This is a genomic window from Ferrovibrio sp., from assembly GCF_046297895.1.
Lineage (GTDB): Bacteria > Pseudomonadota > Alphaproteobacteria > Ferrovibrionales > Ferrovibrionaceae > Ferrovibrio.
In genome coordinates this window covers 97,134-115,033 of the sequence record NZ_JBKBHC010000007.1, presented here as the reverse complement: position 1 = coordinate 115,033, position 17,900 = coordinate 97,134, and the positions used below count along the sequence as shown (strand labels likewise).

At 65.2% G+C, this 17,900-nt stretch carries 19 protein-coding genes; 11 read left to right on the top strand and 8 right to left on the bottom strand.

Going from position 1 to position 17,900, the window contains the following annotated elements; translation table 11 throughout:
- Positions 1–64: 64 nt before the first annotated feature.
- The gene (locus tag ACK4FK_RS13495) at positions 65–1,300 is read left to right on the top strand and encodes an adenylate/guanylate cyclase domain-containing protein (RefSeq protein ID WP_409745486.1); all 1,236 of its coding nucleotides are present in this window, start codon (positions 65–67) and stop codon (positions 1,298–1,300) included.
- A 72-nt stretch (positions 1,301–1,372) separates the two neighbouring features.
- On the opposite strand, the gene ACK4FK_RS13490 is transcribed toward ACK4FK_RS13495, so the two are convergent.
- The 4 genes from ACK4FK_RS13490 to ACK4FK_RS13475 all read right to left on the bottom strand — a co-directional run bounded on the left by ACK4FK_RS13490 (position 1,373) and on the right by ACK4FK_RS13475 (position 7,054).
- Entirely contained in the window at positions 1,373–4,549 is a 3,177-nt protein-coding gene (locus ACK4FK_RS13490; RefSeq protein WP_409745485.1) for an efflux RND transporter permease subunit, read from the bottom strand.
- A gap of 31 nt (positions 4,550–4,580) precedes the next feature.
- A complete protein-coding gene (locus ACK4FK_RS13485; protein WP_409745484.1) occupies positions 4,581–5,792 on the bottom strand; it encodes an efflux RND transporter periplasmic adaptor subunit in 1,212 nt (403 codons plus the stop codon).
- Positions 5,793–6,062: 270 nt separating this feature from the next.
- Positions 6,063–6,488, bottom strand: a complete 426-nt coding sequence (hemJ, locus tag ACK4FK_RS13480; RefSeq protein WP_409745483.1) for a protoporphyrinogen oxidase HemJ — start codon at positions 6,486–6,488, stop codon at positions 6,063–6,065.
- 23 nt (positions 6,489–6,511) lie between these two features.
- Positions 6,512–7,054 (bottom strand): MarR family winged helix-turn-helix transcriptional regulator, encoded by a 543-nt coding sequence (locus ACK4FK_RS13475; protein ID WP_409745482.1) that lies wholly within the window; start codon positions 7,052–7,054, stop codon positions 6,512–6,514.
- Positions 7,055–7,188: 134 nt separating this feature from the next.
- On the opposite strand from ACK4FK_RS13475, the gene ACK4FK_RS13470 reads away from it, so the two are divergent.
- The gene (locus ACK4FK_RS13470) at positions 7,189–7,629 is read left to right on the top strand and encodes an acyl-CoA thioesterase (protein ID WP_409745481.1); all 441 of its coding nucleotides are present in this window, start codon (positions 7,189–7,191) and stop codon (positions 7,627–7,629) included.
- A 1-nt stretch (position 7,630) separates the two neighbouring features.
- Positions 7,631–7,852 (top strand): hypothetical protein, encoded by a 222-nt coding sequence (locus ACK4FK_RS13465; protein WP_409745480.1) that lies wholly within the window; start codon positions 7,631–7,633, stop codon positions 7,850–7,852.
- Between the two features lie 5 nt (positions 7,853–7,857).
- On the opposite strand, the gene hemH is transcribed toward ACK4FK_RS13465, so the two are convergent.
- The gene (gene hemH, locus ACK4FK_RS13460) at positions 7,858–8,901 is read right to left on the bottom strand and encodes a ferrochelatase (protein WP_409745479.1); all 1,044 of its coding nucleotides are present in this window, start codon (positions 8,899–8,901) and stop codon (positions 7,858–7,860) included.
- Positions 8,902–9,070: 169 nt separating this feature from the next.
- Here hemH and ACK4FK_RS13455 point away from each other — a divergent pair, with 169 nt between their 5' ends.
- The gene (locus ACK4FK_RS13455) at positions 9,071–9,574 is read left to right on the top strand and encodes a hypothetical protein (RefSeq protein WP_409745478.1); all 504 of its coding nucleotides are present in this window, start codon (positions 9,071–9,073) and stop codon (positions 9,572–9,574) included.
- Between the two features lie 3 nt (positions 9,575–9,577).
- Here the strand turns inward: ACK4FK_RS13455 and hemE are convergent, their stop codons facing one another.
- On the bottom strand, positions 9,578–10,648 hold the full coding sequence (gene hemE / locus ACK4FK_RS13450) for a uroporphyrinogen decarboxylase (protein ID WP_409745477.1): 1,071 nt from the start codon (positions 10,646–10,648) through the stop codon (positions 9,578–9,580).
- A 406-nt stretch (positions 10,649–11,054) separates the two neighbouring features.
- On the opposite strand from hemE, the gene ACK4FK_RS13445 reads away from it, so the two are divergent.
- The 5 genes from ACK4FK_RS13445 to dnaQ are packed head-to-tail and all read left to right on the top strand — an operon-like array spanning position 11,055 to position 14,707.
- Complete coding sequence (locus ACK4FK_RS13445; RefSeq protein WP_409745476.1) at positions 11,055–11,936, top strand: pyruvate, water dikinase regulatory protein; 882 nt, start codon at positions 11,055–11,057, stop codon at positions 11,934–11,936.
- The gene (locus ACK4FK_RS13440; RefSeq protein WP_409745475.1) at positions 11,933–12,526 is read left to right on the top strand and encodes a Maf family protein; all 594 of its coding nucleotides are present in this window, start codon (positions 11,933–11,935) and stop codon (positions 12,524–12,526) included. Before ACK4FK_RS13445 ends, ACK4FK_RS13440 begins: the two co-directional genes overlap by 4 nt.
- Positions 12,523–13,377: a shikimate dehydrogenase gene (locus tag ACK4FK_RS13435; protein ID WP_409745474.1), complete on the top strand. Its 855-nt coding sequence runs from the start codon at positions 12,523–12,525 to the stop codon at positions 13,375–13,377. The genes ACK4FK_RS13440 and ACK4FK_RS13435 overlap by 4 nt, the downstream gene beginning before the upstream one ends.
- Positions 13,378–13,398: 21 nt before the next feature.
- A complete protein-coding gene (gene coaE / locus ACK4FK_RS13430) occupies positions 13,399–14,025 on the top strand; it encodes a dephospho-CoA kinase (RefSeq protein WP_409745473.1) in 627 nt (208 codons plus the stop codon).
- Positions 14,018–14,707 (top strand): DNA polymerase III subunit epsilon, encoded by a 690-nt coding sequence (gene dnaQ, locus ACK4FK_RS13425; protein WP_409745472.1) that lies wholly within the window; start codon positions 14,018–14,020, stop codon positions 14,705–14,707. Before coaE ends, dnaQ begins: the two co-directional genes overlap by 8 nt.
- A gap of 15 nt (positions 14,708–14,722) precedes the next feature.
- Here dnaQ and ACK4FK_RS13420 read toward each other — a convergent pair whose 3' ends face one another.
- Together ACK4FK_RS13420 and secB are read right to left on the bottom strand one after the other, a co-directional pair.
- On the bottom strand, positions 14,723–15,253 hold the full coding sequence (locus ACK4FK_RS13420) for a PAS domain-containing protein (RefSeq protein WP_409745471.1): 531 nt from the start codon (positions 15,251–15,253) through the stop codon (positions 14,723–14,725).
- Positions 15,254–15,287: 34 nt separating this feature from the next.
- A complete protein-coding gene (gene secB / locus ACK4FK_RS13415; protein ID WP_409745470.1) occupies positions 15,288–15,767 on the bottom strand; it encodes a protein-export chaperone SecB in 480 nt (159 codons plus the stop codon).
- Positions 15,768–16,007: 240 nt separating this feature from the next.
- Here secB and ACK4FK_RS13410 point away from each other — a divergent pair, with 240 nt between their 5' ends.
- Positions 16,008–16,691 carry a Tim44/TimA family putative adaptor protein gene (locus tag ACK4FK_RS13410; protein ID WP_409745469.1) on the top strand — a complete coding sequence of 228 codons (684 nt, stop codon included), beginning with the start codon at positions 16,008–16,010 and terminating at the stop codon, positions 16,689–16,691.
- A complete protein-coding gene (locus ACK4FK_RS13405; RefSeq protein WP_409745468.1) occupies positions 16,691–17,896 on the top strand; it encodes a murein transglycosylase A in 1,206 nt (401 codons plus the stop codon). Before ACK4FK_RS13410 ends, ACK4FK_RS13405 begins: the two co-directional genes overlap by 1 nt.
- Positions 17,897–17,900: the final 4 nt, after the last annotated feature.

The window sequence follows — 17,900 nt, the reverse complement described above, 5'->3', positions numbered from 1 at the left end:
ACCGGGGCAAAAAAACCGCTTATCCCGTCGCCTTTTTGGCGCTGCGGCGGTATATGCTGCGGCCATGGATCCCCAGGTCTTCACCCAGATTGCCCGTTGCATCGCCGATGCCTCGCTGGAAGGCGCCAGCGAAGGCGAGATGCTCAACCAGTTCTGCACCGGCCTGAATCGCGCCGGTATACCGGTCACCCGCGCCCTGCTGGGGGCCGATACGCTGCATCCCGTGCTGGCGGGCCGCATCTTCGCCTGGCACCGCGACCAGCCCGAAACCGTGCTGCATGAATTCGGTCGCTCGATCTCGGCCGAGGGCGAGCGCAAGTGGCAGGAAAGCCCGTTCTATCATCTTGAACAAAGCGGCGCGGCCGACCTGCGCGTGCGCATGCTTGGCATGAACGGTGCCTATCCTTTTCCCATCGTCGCCGACCTGGCGGCCGAGGGCTTTACCGATTATCTCGTCACCATGACGCGCTTCGGAGAGCGGGCCGTGATCGGCCAGCTCGATTCCATCTATGCCTCCTGGAGCACCGATCACGCCGAAGGCTACAGCGACAAGCAGATCGAGACACTGAAGGCGCTGATCCCGTTCGCCGCCGCCGCGATCCGTTCGGCCAGCGTGCGCCGCATCGCCGATACGCTGGCCGAGACCTATCTGGGCCGCAATGCCGCGCGCCGCGTGCTGTCAGGCACCATCGGCCGCGGCGAGGCCGAGCGCATCTCGGCAGCGCTGTGGTTCAGCGACCTGCGCGGCTTCACCCGCCTGGTCGACACCGTCTCGCCCGAACTGATCATGCCGCTGCTCAACGATTATGCCGGCGCCGCGGTGGCCGCCGTGCATGCCCATGACGGCGAGGTGCTGAAATTCATGGGCGATGGCGTGCTGGCGATCTTCCGTGCCGAGGGAAATGCCGGCGAAGGCAATCTTGAGAATGCCTGCCGGGCCGCGCTGAATGCCCTGAAGAGCTGCACGAAGGAACTGCGCGCCGTGCGCAACCGCCGCGCCAATGCCGGCCTGCCGGTCACCGACATGTCGGTGGCGCTGCATGTCGGCGAGGTTCTGTACGGCAATTTCGGCGGCGAGGACCGGCTGGATTTCACCGTGGTCGGCCCGGCGGTGAACGAGCTGTCGCGCATCTCGGGCATGGCGCGTTCGGTGGACCAGCCCGCCATCCTGTCGGCCGCCTTCCGCAATGCCGCCGGCGGCCTGCGCGAGGAAGCCGTGTCGCTCGGCCGCTATGCCCTGCGCGGCGTCGAGGCGCCGCAGGAACTTTTCACCCTCGATCCAACCCTGCTGCGGGTCTGAGGCGCCGCCCGAAAGAAAACGGGCCCGGCATATTATCCGGGCCCGCTGTCGTTGCCGTCGGTGATTGCGGCCTTATTCGCCGGGCTGCGGTTGCGCCGGCGGCTCCGCCGACGCCGCACGGCGCCGCACGAAGGCGCGCAGCACCACATAGAAGATCGGCGTCAGGAACAGACCCACCAGCGTCACCCCGATCATGCCGGAGAATACCGCCGTACCCAGCGAACGCCGCATCTCGGCACCGGCGCCGGTGGAAACCACCAGCGGCAGAACGCCGAGGATGAAGGCGAAGGCCGTCATCAGGATCGGGCGCAGGCGCAGGCGGCAGGCCTCGATCACGGCTTCCACCGCGCTCTTGCCCTCATGCTCGATCTGGCGGGCGAATTCCACGATCAGGATCGCGTTCTTGGCCGCCAGGCCGATCAGCACGACGAAGCCGATCTGCACCAGCACGTTGTTGTCGATGCCGGCAATCCAGACGCCGAGCAGACCGAACAGCATGCTCATCGGCACGATCAGCATGATCGCCAGCGGCAGCACCCAGCTTTCATACTGGGCGGCCAGCGCCAGGAAGACGAACACGATGGCCAGCACGAAGACGAAAATCGCCGTGTTTCCGGTCATGCGTTCCTGCAGGGCGATTTCAGTCCACTCGAACCCCTGGCCCGGCTGCAGCACCTGCCCGGCGAGTTGTTCCATGGCGGTGAGCGACTGGCCGGTGGAGAAGCCGGGCGCGGTGTTGCCCTGCAGCGGCACCGACACATACATGTTGTATCGCTGGATCAGGTCGGGGCCAGCGGTTTCACGCAGCTCCACCAGGGTGCCCAGGGGAACCAGCTCGCCGCTGGCCGAGCGCACTTTCAGACGCTGGATGTCCTCCTTGTTCAGGCGGAAGCCGGCATCGGCCTGGGCGCGCACCTGGAAGACGCGGCCGAAGGCGTTGAAGTCGTTCACATAGGCAGAACCCAGATTGACCTGCAGCGTCTCGAACACATTGCCCAGCGGTACGTTCAGCATCTGCGCCTTCACGCGGTCGATCTCGAGGAAGACCTGCGGCGAGGAAGCCGAGAAGGTGGTGAACACGCCGGTAACGCCCGGAGTCTGCATGGCGCGCCCCATCATCTGGTAGGCTGCGGCCAGCAGCGGCCGCACGTCGTCGCCGGTGCGGTTCTGAAGCTGCATCTTGAAGCCGCCGCCCGAACCGATGCCGGGCACCGCCGGCGGCGGGATGGCGATGACGAAAGCCTCTTCCACCGCCTGCAACCGCCCGATCAGCTGGCCGACGATGGCATCCGACGTCAGGCCCCTGGCCAGACGTTCCTCGAACGGCTCGAACGTGGTGAACATCACCGAGGCGCTGTTGGAGTTGGTGAAGGTGGCACCATTGAAACCGGGGATCGCCACGATATGGGAAATGCCCGGCGTGGTTTCGATCAGCTTGGTCGCCTTCTGCGTCACCTCGTCGGTGCGGCTCAAAGACGCGCCGTCGGGCATCTGGATCACCACGATGGCATAGCCGCGGTCCAGCGGCGGGATGAAGCCCTGCGGCACCTTGTAGAACATGAAGCCGGTGGCCGCGACCAGCAGGCCATAGATGCCCAGCATCATCACGCGCCGCTTCACGATGCCGCCGACCGAGCGGCTGTAGCTGTTGCCCATGCGGTCGAAGCCGGTGTTGAACTTGTCTCCGGCAGCCTGCAGCCAGCGCAGCGGCGCAAAGGCCGGGCGATGGTGTTCGCCCTTCTCGTGCCGCCTGAGCAGGATGGCGCCCAGGGCCGGCGACAGGGTCAGCGAGTTGAAGGCCGAGATGATGGTGGCCGCCGCGATGGTCAGGGCGAACTGCTTGTAGAACTGGCCCGAGATGCCGGGAATGAAGGCGGTGGGAATGAACACCGCCGACAGCACCACGGCGATGGCCACCACAGCCGTGCCGACCTCGTCCATGGTTTCATGCGCCGCGTCGCGCGGGCTCATGCCCAGGGCGATGTTGCGCTCGATATTCTCCACCACCACGATGGCGTCGTCGACCACGATGCCGATGGCCAGCACCAGGCCGAACAGGCTGAGCACGTTCAGCGTGAAGCCGAAGGCCGCCATCACGGCGAAGGTGCCGATCAGCGAGACCGGGATGGCCAGGATCGGAATGATCGCCGCGCGCCAGTTCTGCAGGAAGATCAGCACCACCAGCGCGACCAGGATGATGGCCTCGATCAGCGTCTTGTAGACTTCGTCCACCGACTGGGCGACGAACTCGGTGGGGTTGTAGATGATGGTGTATTCCAGGCCGGGCGGAAAATCCTTCTTCAGTTCCTCCATTTTCGCGATCACCTCTTCCGAGGTGGCGAGCGCGTTGGTGCCCGGGCGCTGGAACACGCCCATCGCCACGGCGGTCTGGCCGTCCAGATAGCTGCGGCTGGTATAGTCCTTGCCGCCCATCTCGACGCGGGCGACATCTTCAAGCTGCACGATGCGGCCGTCGGTGCCGGTCTTGACGATCACGTTGCGGAACTGCCGCACGTCGTCGAAGCGGCCCTGCGTCGCCACCATCACCTGCAGTGGGTTGCTGTCGGGTGCCGGCTGCTGGCCCAGCGCGCCGCCGGATACCTGCACGTTCTGCGCCTGCAGCGCGGCCACGACATCGGCGCCCGACAGGCCATAGGCGGCCAGTCGGTTGGGGTCGAGCCAGATGCGGATGGCGTATTCGCTGCCGCCGAACACGGTCACGTTGCCCACGCCGTCCAGCCGCAGCAGCTGCTCGCGGATGCGCAGGTTCATGTAATTGGCGATGTAAAGCTCGTCGTAGCGTTTGTCGGGCGACAGCAGGTGCACGACCATGAGGAAGTCGCCGGCCTGCTTGCGTGTGGTGATGCCCAGGCGGCGTACCTCCTCGGGCAGGCGCGGTTCGGCGATGGTGACGCGGTTCTGCACCTGCACCTGGGCGTCGTCCAGGTTGGTGCCTGGGCGGAAGGTGACGGTAAGCTGCATCACGCCGGCCGCCGTGGAATACGACGACATGTAGAGCATGTTCTCCACGCCGTTGATTTCCTGCTCGATCGGCGTGGCCACCGTGCGCGCCACCGTCTCGGCATCGGCGCCGGGATAGCTGGCCGTGACGTTGATCTGCGGCGGGGCGATTTCCGGATATTCGCTGATCGGCAACTGCGTGTAGGCGATCGCGCCGATAATCACCGTCACGATGGATATGACGGCGGCAAATATCGGCCGGTCGACAAAGAAATGTCCGAACTTCATGGCTGCCTCTCGGCGTAAAACTTGAACGGGGTTACTTCGGCGCGCCCTGCTGTGCGGGGGCGCCCGGCTGCGGCAGCGCCAGCAGACCCTGCCAGACCGGCGGCAGGGTCACCGGCTGCGGCGTCACGCGGCCACCGCCCATGCGCACGCGCTGCAGGCCGTTGATCACCACGGTCTCGTCGCCCTTCAGCCCGTCGCGGATGATGCGGTAGCTGTCGGTGCGCGACCCCAGGCGGACCGGGCGCTGCTGCACGGCACCGTCGGCGCCGACGACATAGACATAGCGACGGTCCAGATCGGTGAGGATCGCCTCGTCAGGCAGCAGGATGCCCTGGTATTCCGGGCTGCCCGGCACGGCAATGCGGCCGAACAGGCCCGGGGTGAGGAACAGGTCCTTGTTCTCGAACACCGCGCGCAGGCGCATGGTGCCGGTGGCGGCATCCAGGCGGTTGTCGGTGAAATCGAGCACGCCCTTGTGGCTGAAGACCTTCTCGTCAGAAAGCTGCACGGCCACCGGCAGGCCCTTGCCATTCCCGTTGCCGCCATTCTGGCGCGCGATGCGCTGATAGGCCAGGTAGGAACGCTCGTCGATGTCGAAATAGAAATGCACCGGGTCGAGCTGCACGATGGTGGTCAGCAGCGTCTCGTTCTCGCGCACCAGGTTGCCTTCGGTGACCAGCTTGCGCGAGATGCGGCCGGCGATCGGCGCGCGGATCTCGGTGAAGCTCAAATTCAGCCGCGCGGTTTCCAGGGCGGCGCGCGCACCGGCGATATTGGCCTGCGCGGCCAGGAAGGTCTGGCGGCGCTGGTCCAGCGTGGCGGCGGCGGCGGCGCCGGTCTGGGTCAGGCGCTGATAGCGCTCGAATTCCACCTTGGCCAGGTCAAATTCGGTCTGGCGCGTGTTCAGCGTGGCCTGCGCCTGGTTGAAGGCGGCCTGATAGGTGCGGCGGTCAATGGTGAACAAGAGGTCGCCCTGGTTCACCGTGGCACCGTCCTGGAAATGCACGGTCTCCAGATAGCCGCTGACCCGGGCACGGACTTCCACCGCGCCGATGGCATCGAAGCGGCCGGTATATTCATCCATCTCCACGATGGGCTTGACCACCGGCTTGGCCACCGTCACCGGCGGCGGACCGCCCGGGCCACCCTGGGCGATGGCCGCAGGGGCGACAGCAATAGCAAAGAGGACAGCGGCGACCGACAGGCCAGTCAGGCCGCTGAGACGCAAGGAACGCACGGACATCGGGAACCCCCGGTTTTTTTGCATGCGCGAAGAAGTAAACAGCGCAGATGGTGTCGACAAGCTAAAGCTGCGGCCCGGTCTGTGATCAATGCCACGAAAACTTTATGCGGCGGCACCTTAGCGGCAGTCGCAGCCGGGTGCCTGTGAGAAATTGCACCCATCCTTTATCTGGCCGGTAATCGGTGAAGCCCGCAATGGCTTGTTAAATACGGCACATATCAGGAACATGTCGCCGCTGCAACAGCCGATGTCCTGAGAGAAATCCAGCCTTCAAAAGGGTTTGACGATCACCAGAATGACAATGCCGATCATCAGCAGGGTCGGCACCTCGTTGATGACGCGGTAAAAGCGCTGGCTGTGGCGGTTGCGGTCCTCGGCGAAATCGCGCTGCCAGCGGGTCAAGGCGCCCTGGGCGCCCTGCATCCCGAGCACCAGCATGACCTTGGCCCAGAACCAGGGCTGGTCCCAGTGATGGCCCAGCCAGGCGATGGCGATGCCGAATATCCAGGCGGCGCCCATGGCCGGATTGATGATGGCTTTCAACAGGCGACGCTCCATCACCTTGAAGGTCTCGGATTCCTTCGAACCGGGCGCCGCCCCGCAGTGATAGACATAGAGCCGCGGCAGATAGAGCATGCCGGCCATCCAGGCGATGATGGCTATGACATGCAGGGCTTTCAGCCAGTCGTAGAGCATGACCCCTGCTTAACGCCGGCGGCTCAGGCCCGCAAGTCGGCCGTCTGCGGCTCGGGACAGGACTCGTCCACCGGGCACCCGCTGCGAAAGCATGGACCGGCATCGCAGTAGCGGCAGACGGCATGGGCCTCGCGCCGCGACACCGGCATATGGCCAAGGATCTTGCGCAGCAATCCGTCGAACTGCTTCCGTTCGGTTGCACTCAGGCCTTCGAGCAATGCCTGCAGCCGGCGCTGGCGCTGGGTCAGGATGTCGCGGCGGCGCTGTCGGCCCAGCGACGTGAGTTTCAGCGCCATGGTGCGCCCGTCCTCGGCCGAAGGGGTCTTTTCCACCAGCTCGTCCGCCACCAGCCGCTCGACCAGGCGCACCGTGCCGGGATGCGTCAGACCCAGCACCTCGGCCAGCTTTCCGATCGACAGGCCGGGCAGGATACCGATGGTGGTCAGCGCCGCGCCGGCCTGCCCGCCATGTTCACCGGCCGCATCGACGCTCTCGCGGATCCGGTCGGTCACGGCAACACCGAGGGCGCCCAGCAGGTTCACGGTGGTGTCTTCGCGCAAGGCCATGCCTGTCTCCCCGCAATCTCCTGGCCGGATTTAAGGCTGCCGCCCGGCGGCGGTCAACGCAGAAATGCCGGTTGACGAAAATATGTATGAGTAATATATATGAGTGAGTCATACATATTTCAAGGAGCGCCGCCATGCATCGTGAAGACGTCCCCTTCCTGTATTCCTACCGGGTGCGCTGGGCCGACCTGGATCCGCAGGACATCGTGTTCAATCCGAATTACTTCGTGTTTTTCGACAGCGCCGCCAACGAATACCTGCGCGCCATCGGCTACAGCCTGCGGTCGGGCCTGGCCAATGACGGCGCCGATATCCTGGCCGTGAAAGCCGAAGCCGAGTTCCGCGGATCGGCCCGGCTGGACGACGATCTCGAGATCGGTGTCGCGGTGCCGCATATCGGCCGCACCAGCTTCCAGTATGCCTTCCCGGTCTGGCGCGGCAACGAACTGCTGGTGCTGGGCCGCATAACCTATGTGGCCGTTGGGCTGGCCAGCCGCCGGCCGATCCCAGTCCCGTCGGCCTTCATCGCCGCCATGCGGAATTTCGAAAAAACCATGCTCCCTGTGGAGGCCTGACATGACCTGCAGCGATTTGCTCTCCGTCCCGCTTTCCCGTGAAACCCGGTCCGCTGCATCGGCGGCCTGGTTCAATGACCTGATCGCGCTGCTGCGGTGCTGGCGGCGCCGGGCGCGCGAGCGGCGTCAGCTTGCCGCCATGGGTCGCCTGGCCTGGCGCGATCTGGGTCTGAGCGACGTTGATGTGCGGCGGGAAGCGGATAAGCCGTTCTGGCGCGGCTGAATGACTCAGCCCTTGCAGACGCAGCGCCGCCAGGCATTGCCGCAGGGACGCTCGCCGCTGCCGCAGCGCGGGGCATTGTCGAACACGTCCTGCCGTCCCATGGCGCCGCGCACCAGTCGCGCCAAGCCGGTGATGAAGTCTGGTTGCACGCCCACGGTGCCTACCCGCAGATAACCGGCGGCGCCGTTATGCTGCGCCAGTTCGGCGTATTCGATGTCGAGTTCCACCAGGGTCTCGGAATGCTCCGACACGAACGCCACCGGCACCACCACCACCACGCGGCCGTCTTTTGACGCGCGCTCGATCTCCGCATCGGTGGGAGGTCCGATCCATTCCAGCGGTCCGACGCGGCTCTGATAGCAGATCTGCATTTCCAGGTCGGGACGCTTGAGCTGGCGCTGGATCGCCGCCACGCTCCTCTCCACCTGCATTTGATAGGGATCGCCGTCGGTCACCACCTTCTTGGGCAGGCCATGGGCGGAAAACAGGATGCGCGGCTTGCCAATCGCCTCGGCTTTCTGCAGCACGTCCTGCAGCAGTTGCGTTTGCGCGGCGACGAAGCCCGGTTCCTCCGGATAGCAGCCGATGGCCGCCGTCGGCACGTCCAGGCCAACCTGCCTTGCCGCATGATCCCAGTCCTTCAGCGAGGATCCCGTGGTGGTGGTGGAAAACTGCGGATAGAGCGGCAGCAGAATCACACGCTCGGCGCCCCAGTCCTTTGCCGCTTTCGCGGCTTCGCGGGCGAAGGGATGCCAGTAACGCATGGCGATGAACACGGCATAGTCGTCGCTGCCCAGGGCCGTTTTCAATGCCGCCGCCTGCGCCTGCGTCTGCGGCAGGATCGGCGAGCGCCCCCCCATCCGTTCATATATCCCGGCCGCCTTCGGCGCTCGGCGCGACGAGATCAGTTTCGCCAGCAGCCAGCGGAACGGATTGGGCAGCCGGATGATGGCTGGATCGTTGAACAGGTTGAACAGAAAGGGCTGAACGGCCTGCTGACTGTCCGGCCCACCAAGATTGAACAGAATGACGGCGGTTTTCTGGGGCATGATGACCGAGGATGTAGACTGAAACTAGCCGAGACAACAGCCAAAAACGCCGCAGGGCTTGAGAAAAACAACAGAGAACGGGGAAAATTCCGACATAAAAGCGCCGTAATCTGGCTCAGGATGAAAAGCGGTTGAGGTGTCTGATTGCAGCCCTGCACCGGAGGAATCCATGTCCCGCCATCATTCCCGTCTTGTTGCGCTTGGCCTTGGCGTTGCCATCGCCCTGGGTGGCGTCATCCCAAGCCTGCCCGCCTTTGCCGATCCTCCGGGCGGACACCCAAACAAGGGGCATCAGCGAGGAACAGCTTCTCACCAAGGCCACAAGAAAGGCGGCCCGCAGGACGGCGGCATATCGATCAACATTTCTTTCAATGACCAAGATCGCATGGTCGTGCATGAATATTTCGGCGGTCTGGCTGCCAGTGGCCGCTGTCCGCCGGGTCTGGCGAAGAAGAACAACGGCTGCATGCCGCCGGGCCAGGCCAAGAAGTGGGCGCTCGGCCGGCCGCTGCCCCGTGATGTGATCTTCTACGATCTGCCGCGTGAATTGACGATCCGTCTCAGCCCGCCGCCAGCGGGATATCGTCATGTACGCGTGGCGGCGGATATTCTCATGATTGCCGTCGGTACCGGCATGGTGGTGGCAGCCATCGAGGATCTGGCGCGCATGTAGCTTTTACACCGCCGTTTCGGTGCCCTTCACCAGGCGCACCAGGTCCTCGACATGGCGCACCGGCGTTTCCGGCACGATGCCATGGCCCAGATTGAAGATATGGTTGCGGCCCGCAAATGTGCGCAGCAGGCGCTGCACGCCTTCCGCCATGGCCTGACCGCCGACCACCAGCAGGCGCGGATCGAGATTGCCCTGCACCGGCATTTTATTCCACAGATGATCGCGGGCCCAGCCCAGCGGCACGGTGAAATCCATACCAACGGCATCGGCGCCCGTGGCCAGCGCATAACCGTCATACTGCGCACCGGCGCCGCGCGGAAAGGCGATCACCGGCACGGTGGGATGCTTCTGCTTCAACGCGGCGATGATCCGCCGCACCGGCTCGATGCAATAGCGGCGGAACTCCGCTTCCGGCAGCACGCCGGCCCAGGTGTCGAACAGTTGCACCACCTCGGCGCCGGCCTGGATCTGGCGGTCGAGATAATCCACGGTGGCTTCGACCAGAATGGTCATCAGCGCATCCAGGCCAAACGGATTGCCGAAGGCCCAGGTCTTGGCGGCGGCATGATCGCTCGATCCACGCCCCTCCAGCATATAGGTCGCCACCGTCCATGGCGCGCCGGCAAAGCCGATCAGGGTGCAATCCGCAGGCAGTGCCTCCCGGATGCGGCTGACCGCCTCGTAGACCGGCTCCAGCCGTTTGTGGATGCCTTTTGGGTCGAGCCGGGTCAATTCGGCGGCGGTGCGGATCGCGTCCAGCACAGGCCCCTCGTTTTCCTTGAAGGTCAGGCCCTGACCCAGGGCCTGGGGCACCAGTAGGATGTCGGCAAACAGGATGGCGGCATCGAAACCGAACCGGCGGATCGGCTGCAGCGTCACTTCCGCGGCCAAGGCGGGCGTATAGCAGAGATCGAGGAAGCTGCCGGCCTGCAAGCGGGTGGCACGGTATTCCGGCAGGTATCGTCCGGCTTGGCGCATGAGCCACAAGGGCGGCCGTTCGCTGGGTAAGCCGGCGAGGGTGCGTAACAGGGGTTTGGTTGGCTGAACAGCCTGAGCGGGGGGGAGACGGGCCATCCCTTATTCCTCTTCTATTTTATTTAAAAATAAAAGGGATGTAGTGGTTTGTTGTGCGGTGGGAGCCGGGGATAACTGCTTGCAACTGCCTCATCCCGGACTCTGTCCAGATCGGTGCGCCGGGATGGGTCGCGATAGACCACCGGGGATAAAGCATGCCGACTCGTCGCATAACCGCCATGAATCGGCCACAGGAATTATGGGGATAACGGGGATGATGTTCCTTGTACCCCTGTCTTTTTGGTTTTCCACGCTTTCCACAGAGGACGACAAAAAACGATCCGCAGGTGACAGGTGTGTTGCATGAAAACCGGCTTGCGGGCATGAAAATGGCCGGGCTGGGGAAAAAGCCGGCCTTATTCGCTATTTCCCCGTTTTCCACAGCCGGAAGGGCGTTTCACAGCCGATGCCGAAAACCGTACGGCCGCATATTCATCTGGTTTCGGATGCCACCGGCGAAACCCTGAAATCGGTCGCCAAGGCGGCCCTGGTGCAATTCCAGAAATCCCAGGAAGAGGTGGAAACCCATACCTGGGCCCTGGTGCGCAAGCCGCTCCAGATGGAACGCGTGGTCGAGGCCATCGCCGCCATGGGCGGGCTGGTGCTGTTTACCATCGTTGATCCGCAGTTGCGGGAAATTCTGGTGAAAGGCTGCGCCAAGGCCAAGCTGCCCATCGTGCCAGTGCTCGACCCGGTGATCCTGGCATTCGGCAAGTATCTGGGCGAAAAGGCGCAAAACCTGCCCGGCCGCCAGCATGAACTGGATGCCGAGTATTTCCATCGCATCGACGCGATGCATTTCACCATCGCCCATGACGACGGCCAGCTCACGATGGATATCGAAAAGGCGGATATCGTGCTGGTCGGTGTGTCGCGCACCTCCAAGACGCCGACCTCGATCTACCTGGCGAACCGGGGCTACAAGACGGCCAACGTGCCGATCGTGCCCGGGCTCATCATTCCGTCGGAACTGGAGAATGCCCGCAACCCCCTGGTGGTGGGCCTGACCACCTCGCCCGACCGGCTGGTTTCCATCCGCAAAAACCGTCTGATCTCGATGAATGAGTCGACCGAAACGGACTATGTGGACGACGAACGGGTGCGTGAGGAGTTGAACATTGCGCGCAAGCTCTGCGCCAAGCATAACTGGCCGATGATCGACGTCACCCGCCGTTCCATCGAGGAAACCGCCGCAGCGATCCTCAACCTGCATGCCCGCCGCGAGGAACAGCGCAAGCAGCAGGCACTGGATCTGGAAGAGTCGCCGCAAAAGGGACCGCGCGCGTGACCCTGATCCTGGCCTCGGCCAGCCCGTCGCGGGCTGCCATGCTGCGCTCTGCCGGTCTGGAATTTTCCGTCCAGCCCGCGCGCGTGGATGAAAGCGAGATCAAGCTGGCCCTGCGCGCCGAGGGTGCGGCACCATCGGATGCCGCCATGGCCCTGGCCGAACTCAAGGCCCAGCGTGTGTCGCCATCTGCCGACGGCGACTTCGTCATCGCTGCGGACCAGATGCTGGTCTGCGACGGACGCTGGTATGACAAGCCGGAAAGCCTGCCGGCGGCGCGCGAGCAGCTGCTGGCCCTGCGCGGCAGGACCCATGAGCTGGTTTCCGCCGTGGTGCTGGCACGCGGCGGCGGTATCATCTGGCGGCATGTGGATGTGGCACGCATGGTCATGCGGAATTTCAGCGAGGATTTCCTCGATGCCTATCTGGCCCAGGCCGGCGATGGCGTTCTGTCTTCGGTGGGGGCCTATCAGCTGGAGGGCCTGGGCGTGCAGCTGTTCAGCCGCATCCAGGGCGATTTCTTCACCATCCTCGGGCTGCCGCTGCTCCCGCTGCTGGATATCCTGCGCGAAAACAGGGTACTGCGGGCATGACCCTAGCCGGCAATGACGAGATCATCCCGCGGGCCGGCGTGATCGGCTGGCCGGTGGCGCATTCGCGCTCGCCCAAGCTGCACGGCTTCTGGCTGCAGCAATACGGCTTGGCCGGACGCTACGACAAGCTGCCGGTGCCGCCCGAGGATCTGGCCGCCTTCATCGCCGATCTGCCGAAGGAGCCGGGCTTTCGCGGCGTCAATGTCACTATTCCGCACAAGGTGGCGGTTCTGCCGATGATGGATGCGGTCGATGCCGTGGCGCGGCGCATCGGCGCAGTGAATACCGTGGTGGTGCAGCCAGACGGCAGCCTGCATGGCAGCAACACCGATGCCTTCGGTTTTCTGGAGAGTCTCAAGGCCGACGCACCGGCCGGCTGGCGGCCCGATGCCGGCCCGGCCCTGGTGCTGGGCGCCGGCGGCGCCTCGCGCGCCATTGTCGTCGCCCTGCTCGATGCCGGCGTCTCCGACCTGCGCATCGCCAATCGCAGCATCGAGAAGGCCGAGGCGCTGGCGGTGGAATTCGGCCATGCCGTGCGGCCTGTGGCCTGGGATGAACGGGCCGAGGCCGTCGCCGGCATCAACCTGCTGGTCAATACCACCAGCCTGGGCATGAGCGGCCAGCCGCCGCTGGAGATCGCGCTCGATGACCTGCCGGCGTCCGCCCTGGTCAACGACATCGTCTATTCGCCGCTTGTCACCGACCTGCTGGCCCGCGCGAAGGCGCGCGGCAATGCGGCGGTGGATGGTCTGGGCATGCTGCTGCATCAGGGCCGGCCAGGATTTGCGGCCTGGTTCGGCGTGGCGCCGGCGGTGACGCCGGAGCTGCGTGCAGCGGTGCTGGCGGATTGAGGCGGCAATGACGAGGCCCCGATGCTGAAAGTCGCGCTCACCGGCTCCATCGGCATGGGCAAATCCACCGTGGGCAAGATGATTGCGGCGCGCGGCGTGCCGCTATTCGATGCCGACGCCACCGTGCATGCCCTCTATGCCCCGGGCGGTGCGGCCGTGGAACCCGTGCGCGCCGCCTTTCCCGGCGCCGTCAGCGGCGACAGCGTGAACCGCGACATCCTTTCGCGGCTGGTGCTGGGCAAGCCTGAGGAAATAAAACGACTGGAATCCATCGTCCACCCTCTGGTTGGCGCCGAGCGCCAGCGCTTCCTGGCGGAAGCGGAGGCACGCGGCGAGCCCTTCGTGGTACTCGACATTCCGCTGCTGTTCGAGGGCAAAGGTCGCAACAGCGTTGATGCCGTGATCGTGGTCAGCGCACCGGCCGAGATGCAGAAAAGCCGCGTGCTGGCGCGACCGGGCATGACGGAAGAGAAATTCGCCGCCATACTGGCCCGTCAGGTGCCGGATGCACAAAAGCGTGCCGGCGCGGATTATGTGATCGACACCGGGGTTTCGCTGGCCGAGACCGAGGCGCGGGTTGCCGAGGTTCTGGCCGATCTCCGGCGGCGCACAGAGGAAGGCCGGGCCGAAGGGAATGCCCATGCGTGAAGTGGTGCTGGATACCGAAACCACGGGTTTCAACCCGCAGGAAGGCGACCGCGTGGTGGAAATCGGCTGCATCGAGCTGATCAATCACGTTCCGACCGGCCGGCATTACCACGTCTACATCAATCCCGAGCGCGCCATGCCGGAAGAGGCCTTCAAGGTGCATGGCATTTCCGACGAGTTCCTCAAGGACAAGCCGCTTTTCGGCGCCATCGCGCGCGAATTCTGCGACTTCATCGGCGAAGACCCGCTGGTGATCCACAATGCCGCCTTTGATATCGGCTTCCTGAATGCCGAACTGGCGCGGCTGCAGGGGTTTCCCCATATCGCGATGGAACGCGCTGTCGACACGGTGAAGATCGCGCGCGCCAAGTTTCCCGGCGCCCAGGCAAGCCTGGATGCGCTGTGCAAGCGCTTCAACATCGACAATTCCGCGCGCACCAAACATGGCGCGCTGCTCGACGCCGAATTGCTGGCCGAGGTCTATCTTGAATTAATCGGCGGCCGGCAGCAGGGCCTTGGCCTTGCCGGTTTCGATGTCGGCGGGCAGGCCATGGCGACCACGCCGGTCAACCGCGGCCCGGCGCGCCCGCCCCGCCCCCATGCGCCGACCGAGGAAGAGCTGGCGGCTCATGCCGCCTTCGTGGCGAAACTCAAAGATCCGCTCTGGCTGAAGGCGGATTGAGGTTGCCCGCCGCGCCTATGTTATGTCGGCGCAGCAGAAAACCATGTCGACCGTCTCGCCATCGCTGGACAGCGGCAGCAGCAGGGTGCCCAGTTCGCGCACCGGCTTGATGCCGAAAGACCCGGTTTCCAGCGCCGGACCCATGGTCGGGTTGTAATCGTAGACCAGGCCTCGCCGCTCGATGACGATGCGGTAGTTCAGCAAAACCTCGTCCTCTTCGACGCCCAGATGATGGCCGATGTAATGGCCGCGCACCGGCTCGCCGGTCGGATCGTGGCCGCGGATGGCCACCTGCTTGGTGCCGACCAGGCGATAGCGCAGGAAGGGCGGTTCGCGCAGAACCTCTGTCAGCACGATATAGGGCAGCAGGTCGGGGATTTCGGTGGGCTCGATGTCCCGGCGCGACGGCATCGCGCGATCGCCGCGCTTGGCGTTCCAGTAATCCCAGAAGCGCCGGATGCGCGGCGTGCAGATCTTCAGGAAATCGGTGGTCAGTAGCCGGGGATGGGCGGAGGCGGCGATGGCATCGTCCAGAGGAACAGTCATGCCGCGGTCTCCGCCGCTGTGGTCCCGGCCCGCGTCAGGCCGTGCCCTGCTGCTCGGCTTCCAGCTGCTTGCTGCGCTGGTACTGCTGCAGGAAGTCGATCGGGTCGAGCATCAGTGGCGGCATGCCGCCGTCGCGGGTGGCATCGGCAACGATGCGGCGGGCAAACGGGAACAGCAGGCGCGGTGCCTCGACCAGCAGCAGGGGCTCGACATGCTCGGGCGGGATATTGGCCAGGGTGAACAGGCCGGCATAGTAGAGGTCGACCACGAAGGCGGTCTCCTCGCCATGCTTGGCTTCGCACAGGATGCGCAGCGTCACCTCGAACAGGTTGTCGCTGACCCGCTCCGCCTGGGTGCCGACATTGACCGAGATCTGCGGCGCGCCTTCCATGCTGAAGGTGCGCGGCGCCATCGGATGCTCAAACGACAGATCCTTGGTGTACTGCGCGTTCAGGCCGAAGCGCGGCGCGGTATCGGGATTGAAGCCGGACGGCGGATTGGCGTAATCGGTCATGGCCGGGTGATCTCTCTGCTCGTAAGGTGCGGCTGTCCCTAGCATGCTTTGCCGCGCAGGGACAAGGCGGGCCCCGGCCGGCATGACGCAGCAGCGCTTGCAAAAGCCCGATTTATCCCTATTTCCTCTCTGCCGCGGATGCGCAAACGGATGGTCCGGAACGGTCTGGTTGGGCCGGTTCGGCTGGACCGCGGGCATCCCCGGGGGTAAACTTCGTCAAAAAGGTAAACAGGCAGCGCGATGGGCGACGGCGGGTTCCAGTTTCTCGACATTCTATTGCTTGGCGCCATTGCCGGCTTCATTGCCCTGCGTCTGCGTGCCGTCCTGGGCCAGCGCACCGGCCATGAACAGCGCCGGCGCCCGCCTTTCGCCGGACCCGAGAGCGAAACCGACAAGGCCGGCGCTGAAGCCGAGGCCGGCCGCGACGGCGACAACGTGGTCAGCCTGCCGCGCCGGGACATGCCGGAACAGCCGGTCGACGAAAAGGTCGCCCGCATCCGCGCGGCCGATCCCTCTTTTGATGCCGCCGAATTCCTGGGCGGCGCCAAGGCCGCCTACGAAATGATCGTCACGGCCTTTGCCGCCGGCGACAAGGACACCCTGCGCCCGCTGCTGTCGCGCGAGGTGTTCAACGATTTCGCCGCCGCCATCGACGAGCGTATCCAGCGCGGCGAGACGGTTGAAACCACCTTCGTCGGCCTGCGCGGCGCCGAGATCGTCGAGACCCAGGTGAACAACCGCGTCGCCGAAGTGACCATCCGCTTCGAATCCGAGCTGATCAGCGTCACCAAGGATGCCCAGGGCCATGTCATCGCCGGCCATGCCAACAGTGTCGAGCAGGTCACCGATATCTGGACTTTCGCCCGCGACACCCGCTCGCGCGATCCGAACTGGACCCTGATCGCCACCACTGCGCCGAATTGATGCGCGGCCTGGCCGTTGTGCTGCTGGCCGCCTTGGCGGCTTGCGCCCCCAAGCCACCACCGGCCCCGCCGCTGGCTTTCCGGCCGGCTGCCTTCACCGATCTGCCCGGCTATGCCGCCGACCGTCTTGCCGACGCCGTTCCGGCGCTGAGCCGAAGCTGCAGCCACATGGTCGCCCGCGGCGCTTCCGGTCTGGACGGGTTCGACCGCTATGGCAGCGGCGACGACTGGCGGAATTTCTGCACGGGCCTCGCTGCCCTGAATCCTGCCGACGATGCCGGCCTGCGCCGGCTGATCGAGCGCGAATTGCAGCCCGTGGCGGTGATCGGGGACGGCAAGGCGGAGGGTCTGTTCACCGGCTATTACGAGCCCCTGGTGCGCGGCAGCCGCCAGCGCGGCGGGGCCTACACCGTGCCGCTTTATCGCCAGCCGGCCGATCTGGTGCAGGTGGACCTGGGCGAATTCCGCGACGGCCTGAAAGGCCAGCGCATCGCAGGCCGGGTGCGCGACGGGCGGCTGCGGCCCTATGACGACCGCGGCGCCATCGAGTCCGGTGCCTTGGCGGGCCGGAACCTGGAACTGGTCTGGCTCGACGATGCCGCCGATGCCTTTTTCCTGCAGGTACAGGGCTCGGGGCTCGTGCAGCTGCCCGATGGCAAGCAGATGCGCGTCGGTTTCGCCGCGCAGAATGGCCATGGCTACGTCGCGGTCGGCAAGGTGATGATCGAGCGCGGCCTGCTCAGCCGCGAGGAAGTCTCGATGCAGAGCATCCGGGCCTGGCTGCGCGCCAATCCCTCCGCCGCGCCGGAACTGCTGCGGCAGAATCCGTCCTATGTGTTTTTCCGCGAACTGCCCGCGCCGAAGGATGACAGCGATGGCCCGCCCGGCGCCCAGGGTGTCGCCCTGCTGCCCGGCCGCAGCCTGGCGGTCGACCGCGGTCTGCATGCCATGGGGTTGCCGGTCTGGCTGGCGGCGACCCGTCCTTCGGCCGTCCCGCCCCATGACGACCTGCCGCTGCAGCGGCTGATGGTGGCGCAGGATACCGGCGGCGCGATCCGCGGCGCGGTGCGCGGCGACGTCTTCTGGGGCCATGGCCCGGAAGCCGAAAACATTGCCGGCCGCATGAAACATGCCGGCAAGATATGGCTGCTGTTGCCCAAGGCCGTGGCGGCGCGATTGATGACGCAGCCGGCGCCGCAAAGCTGACGCT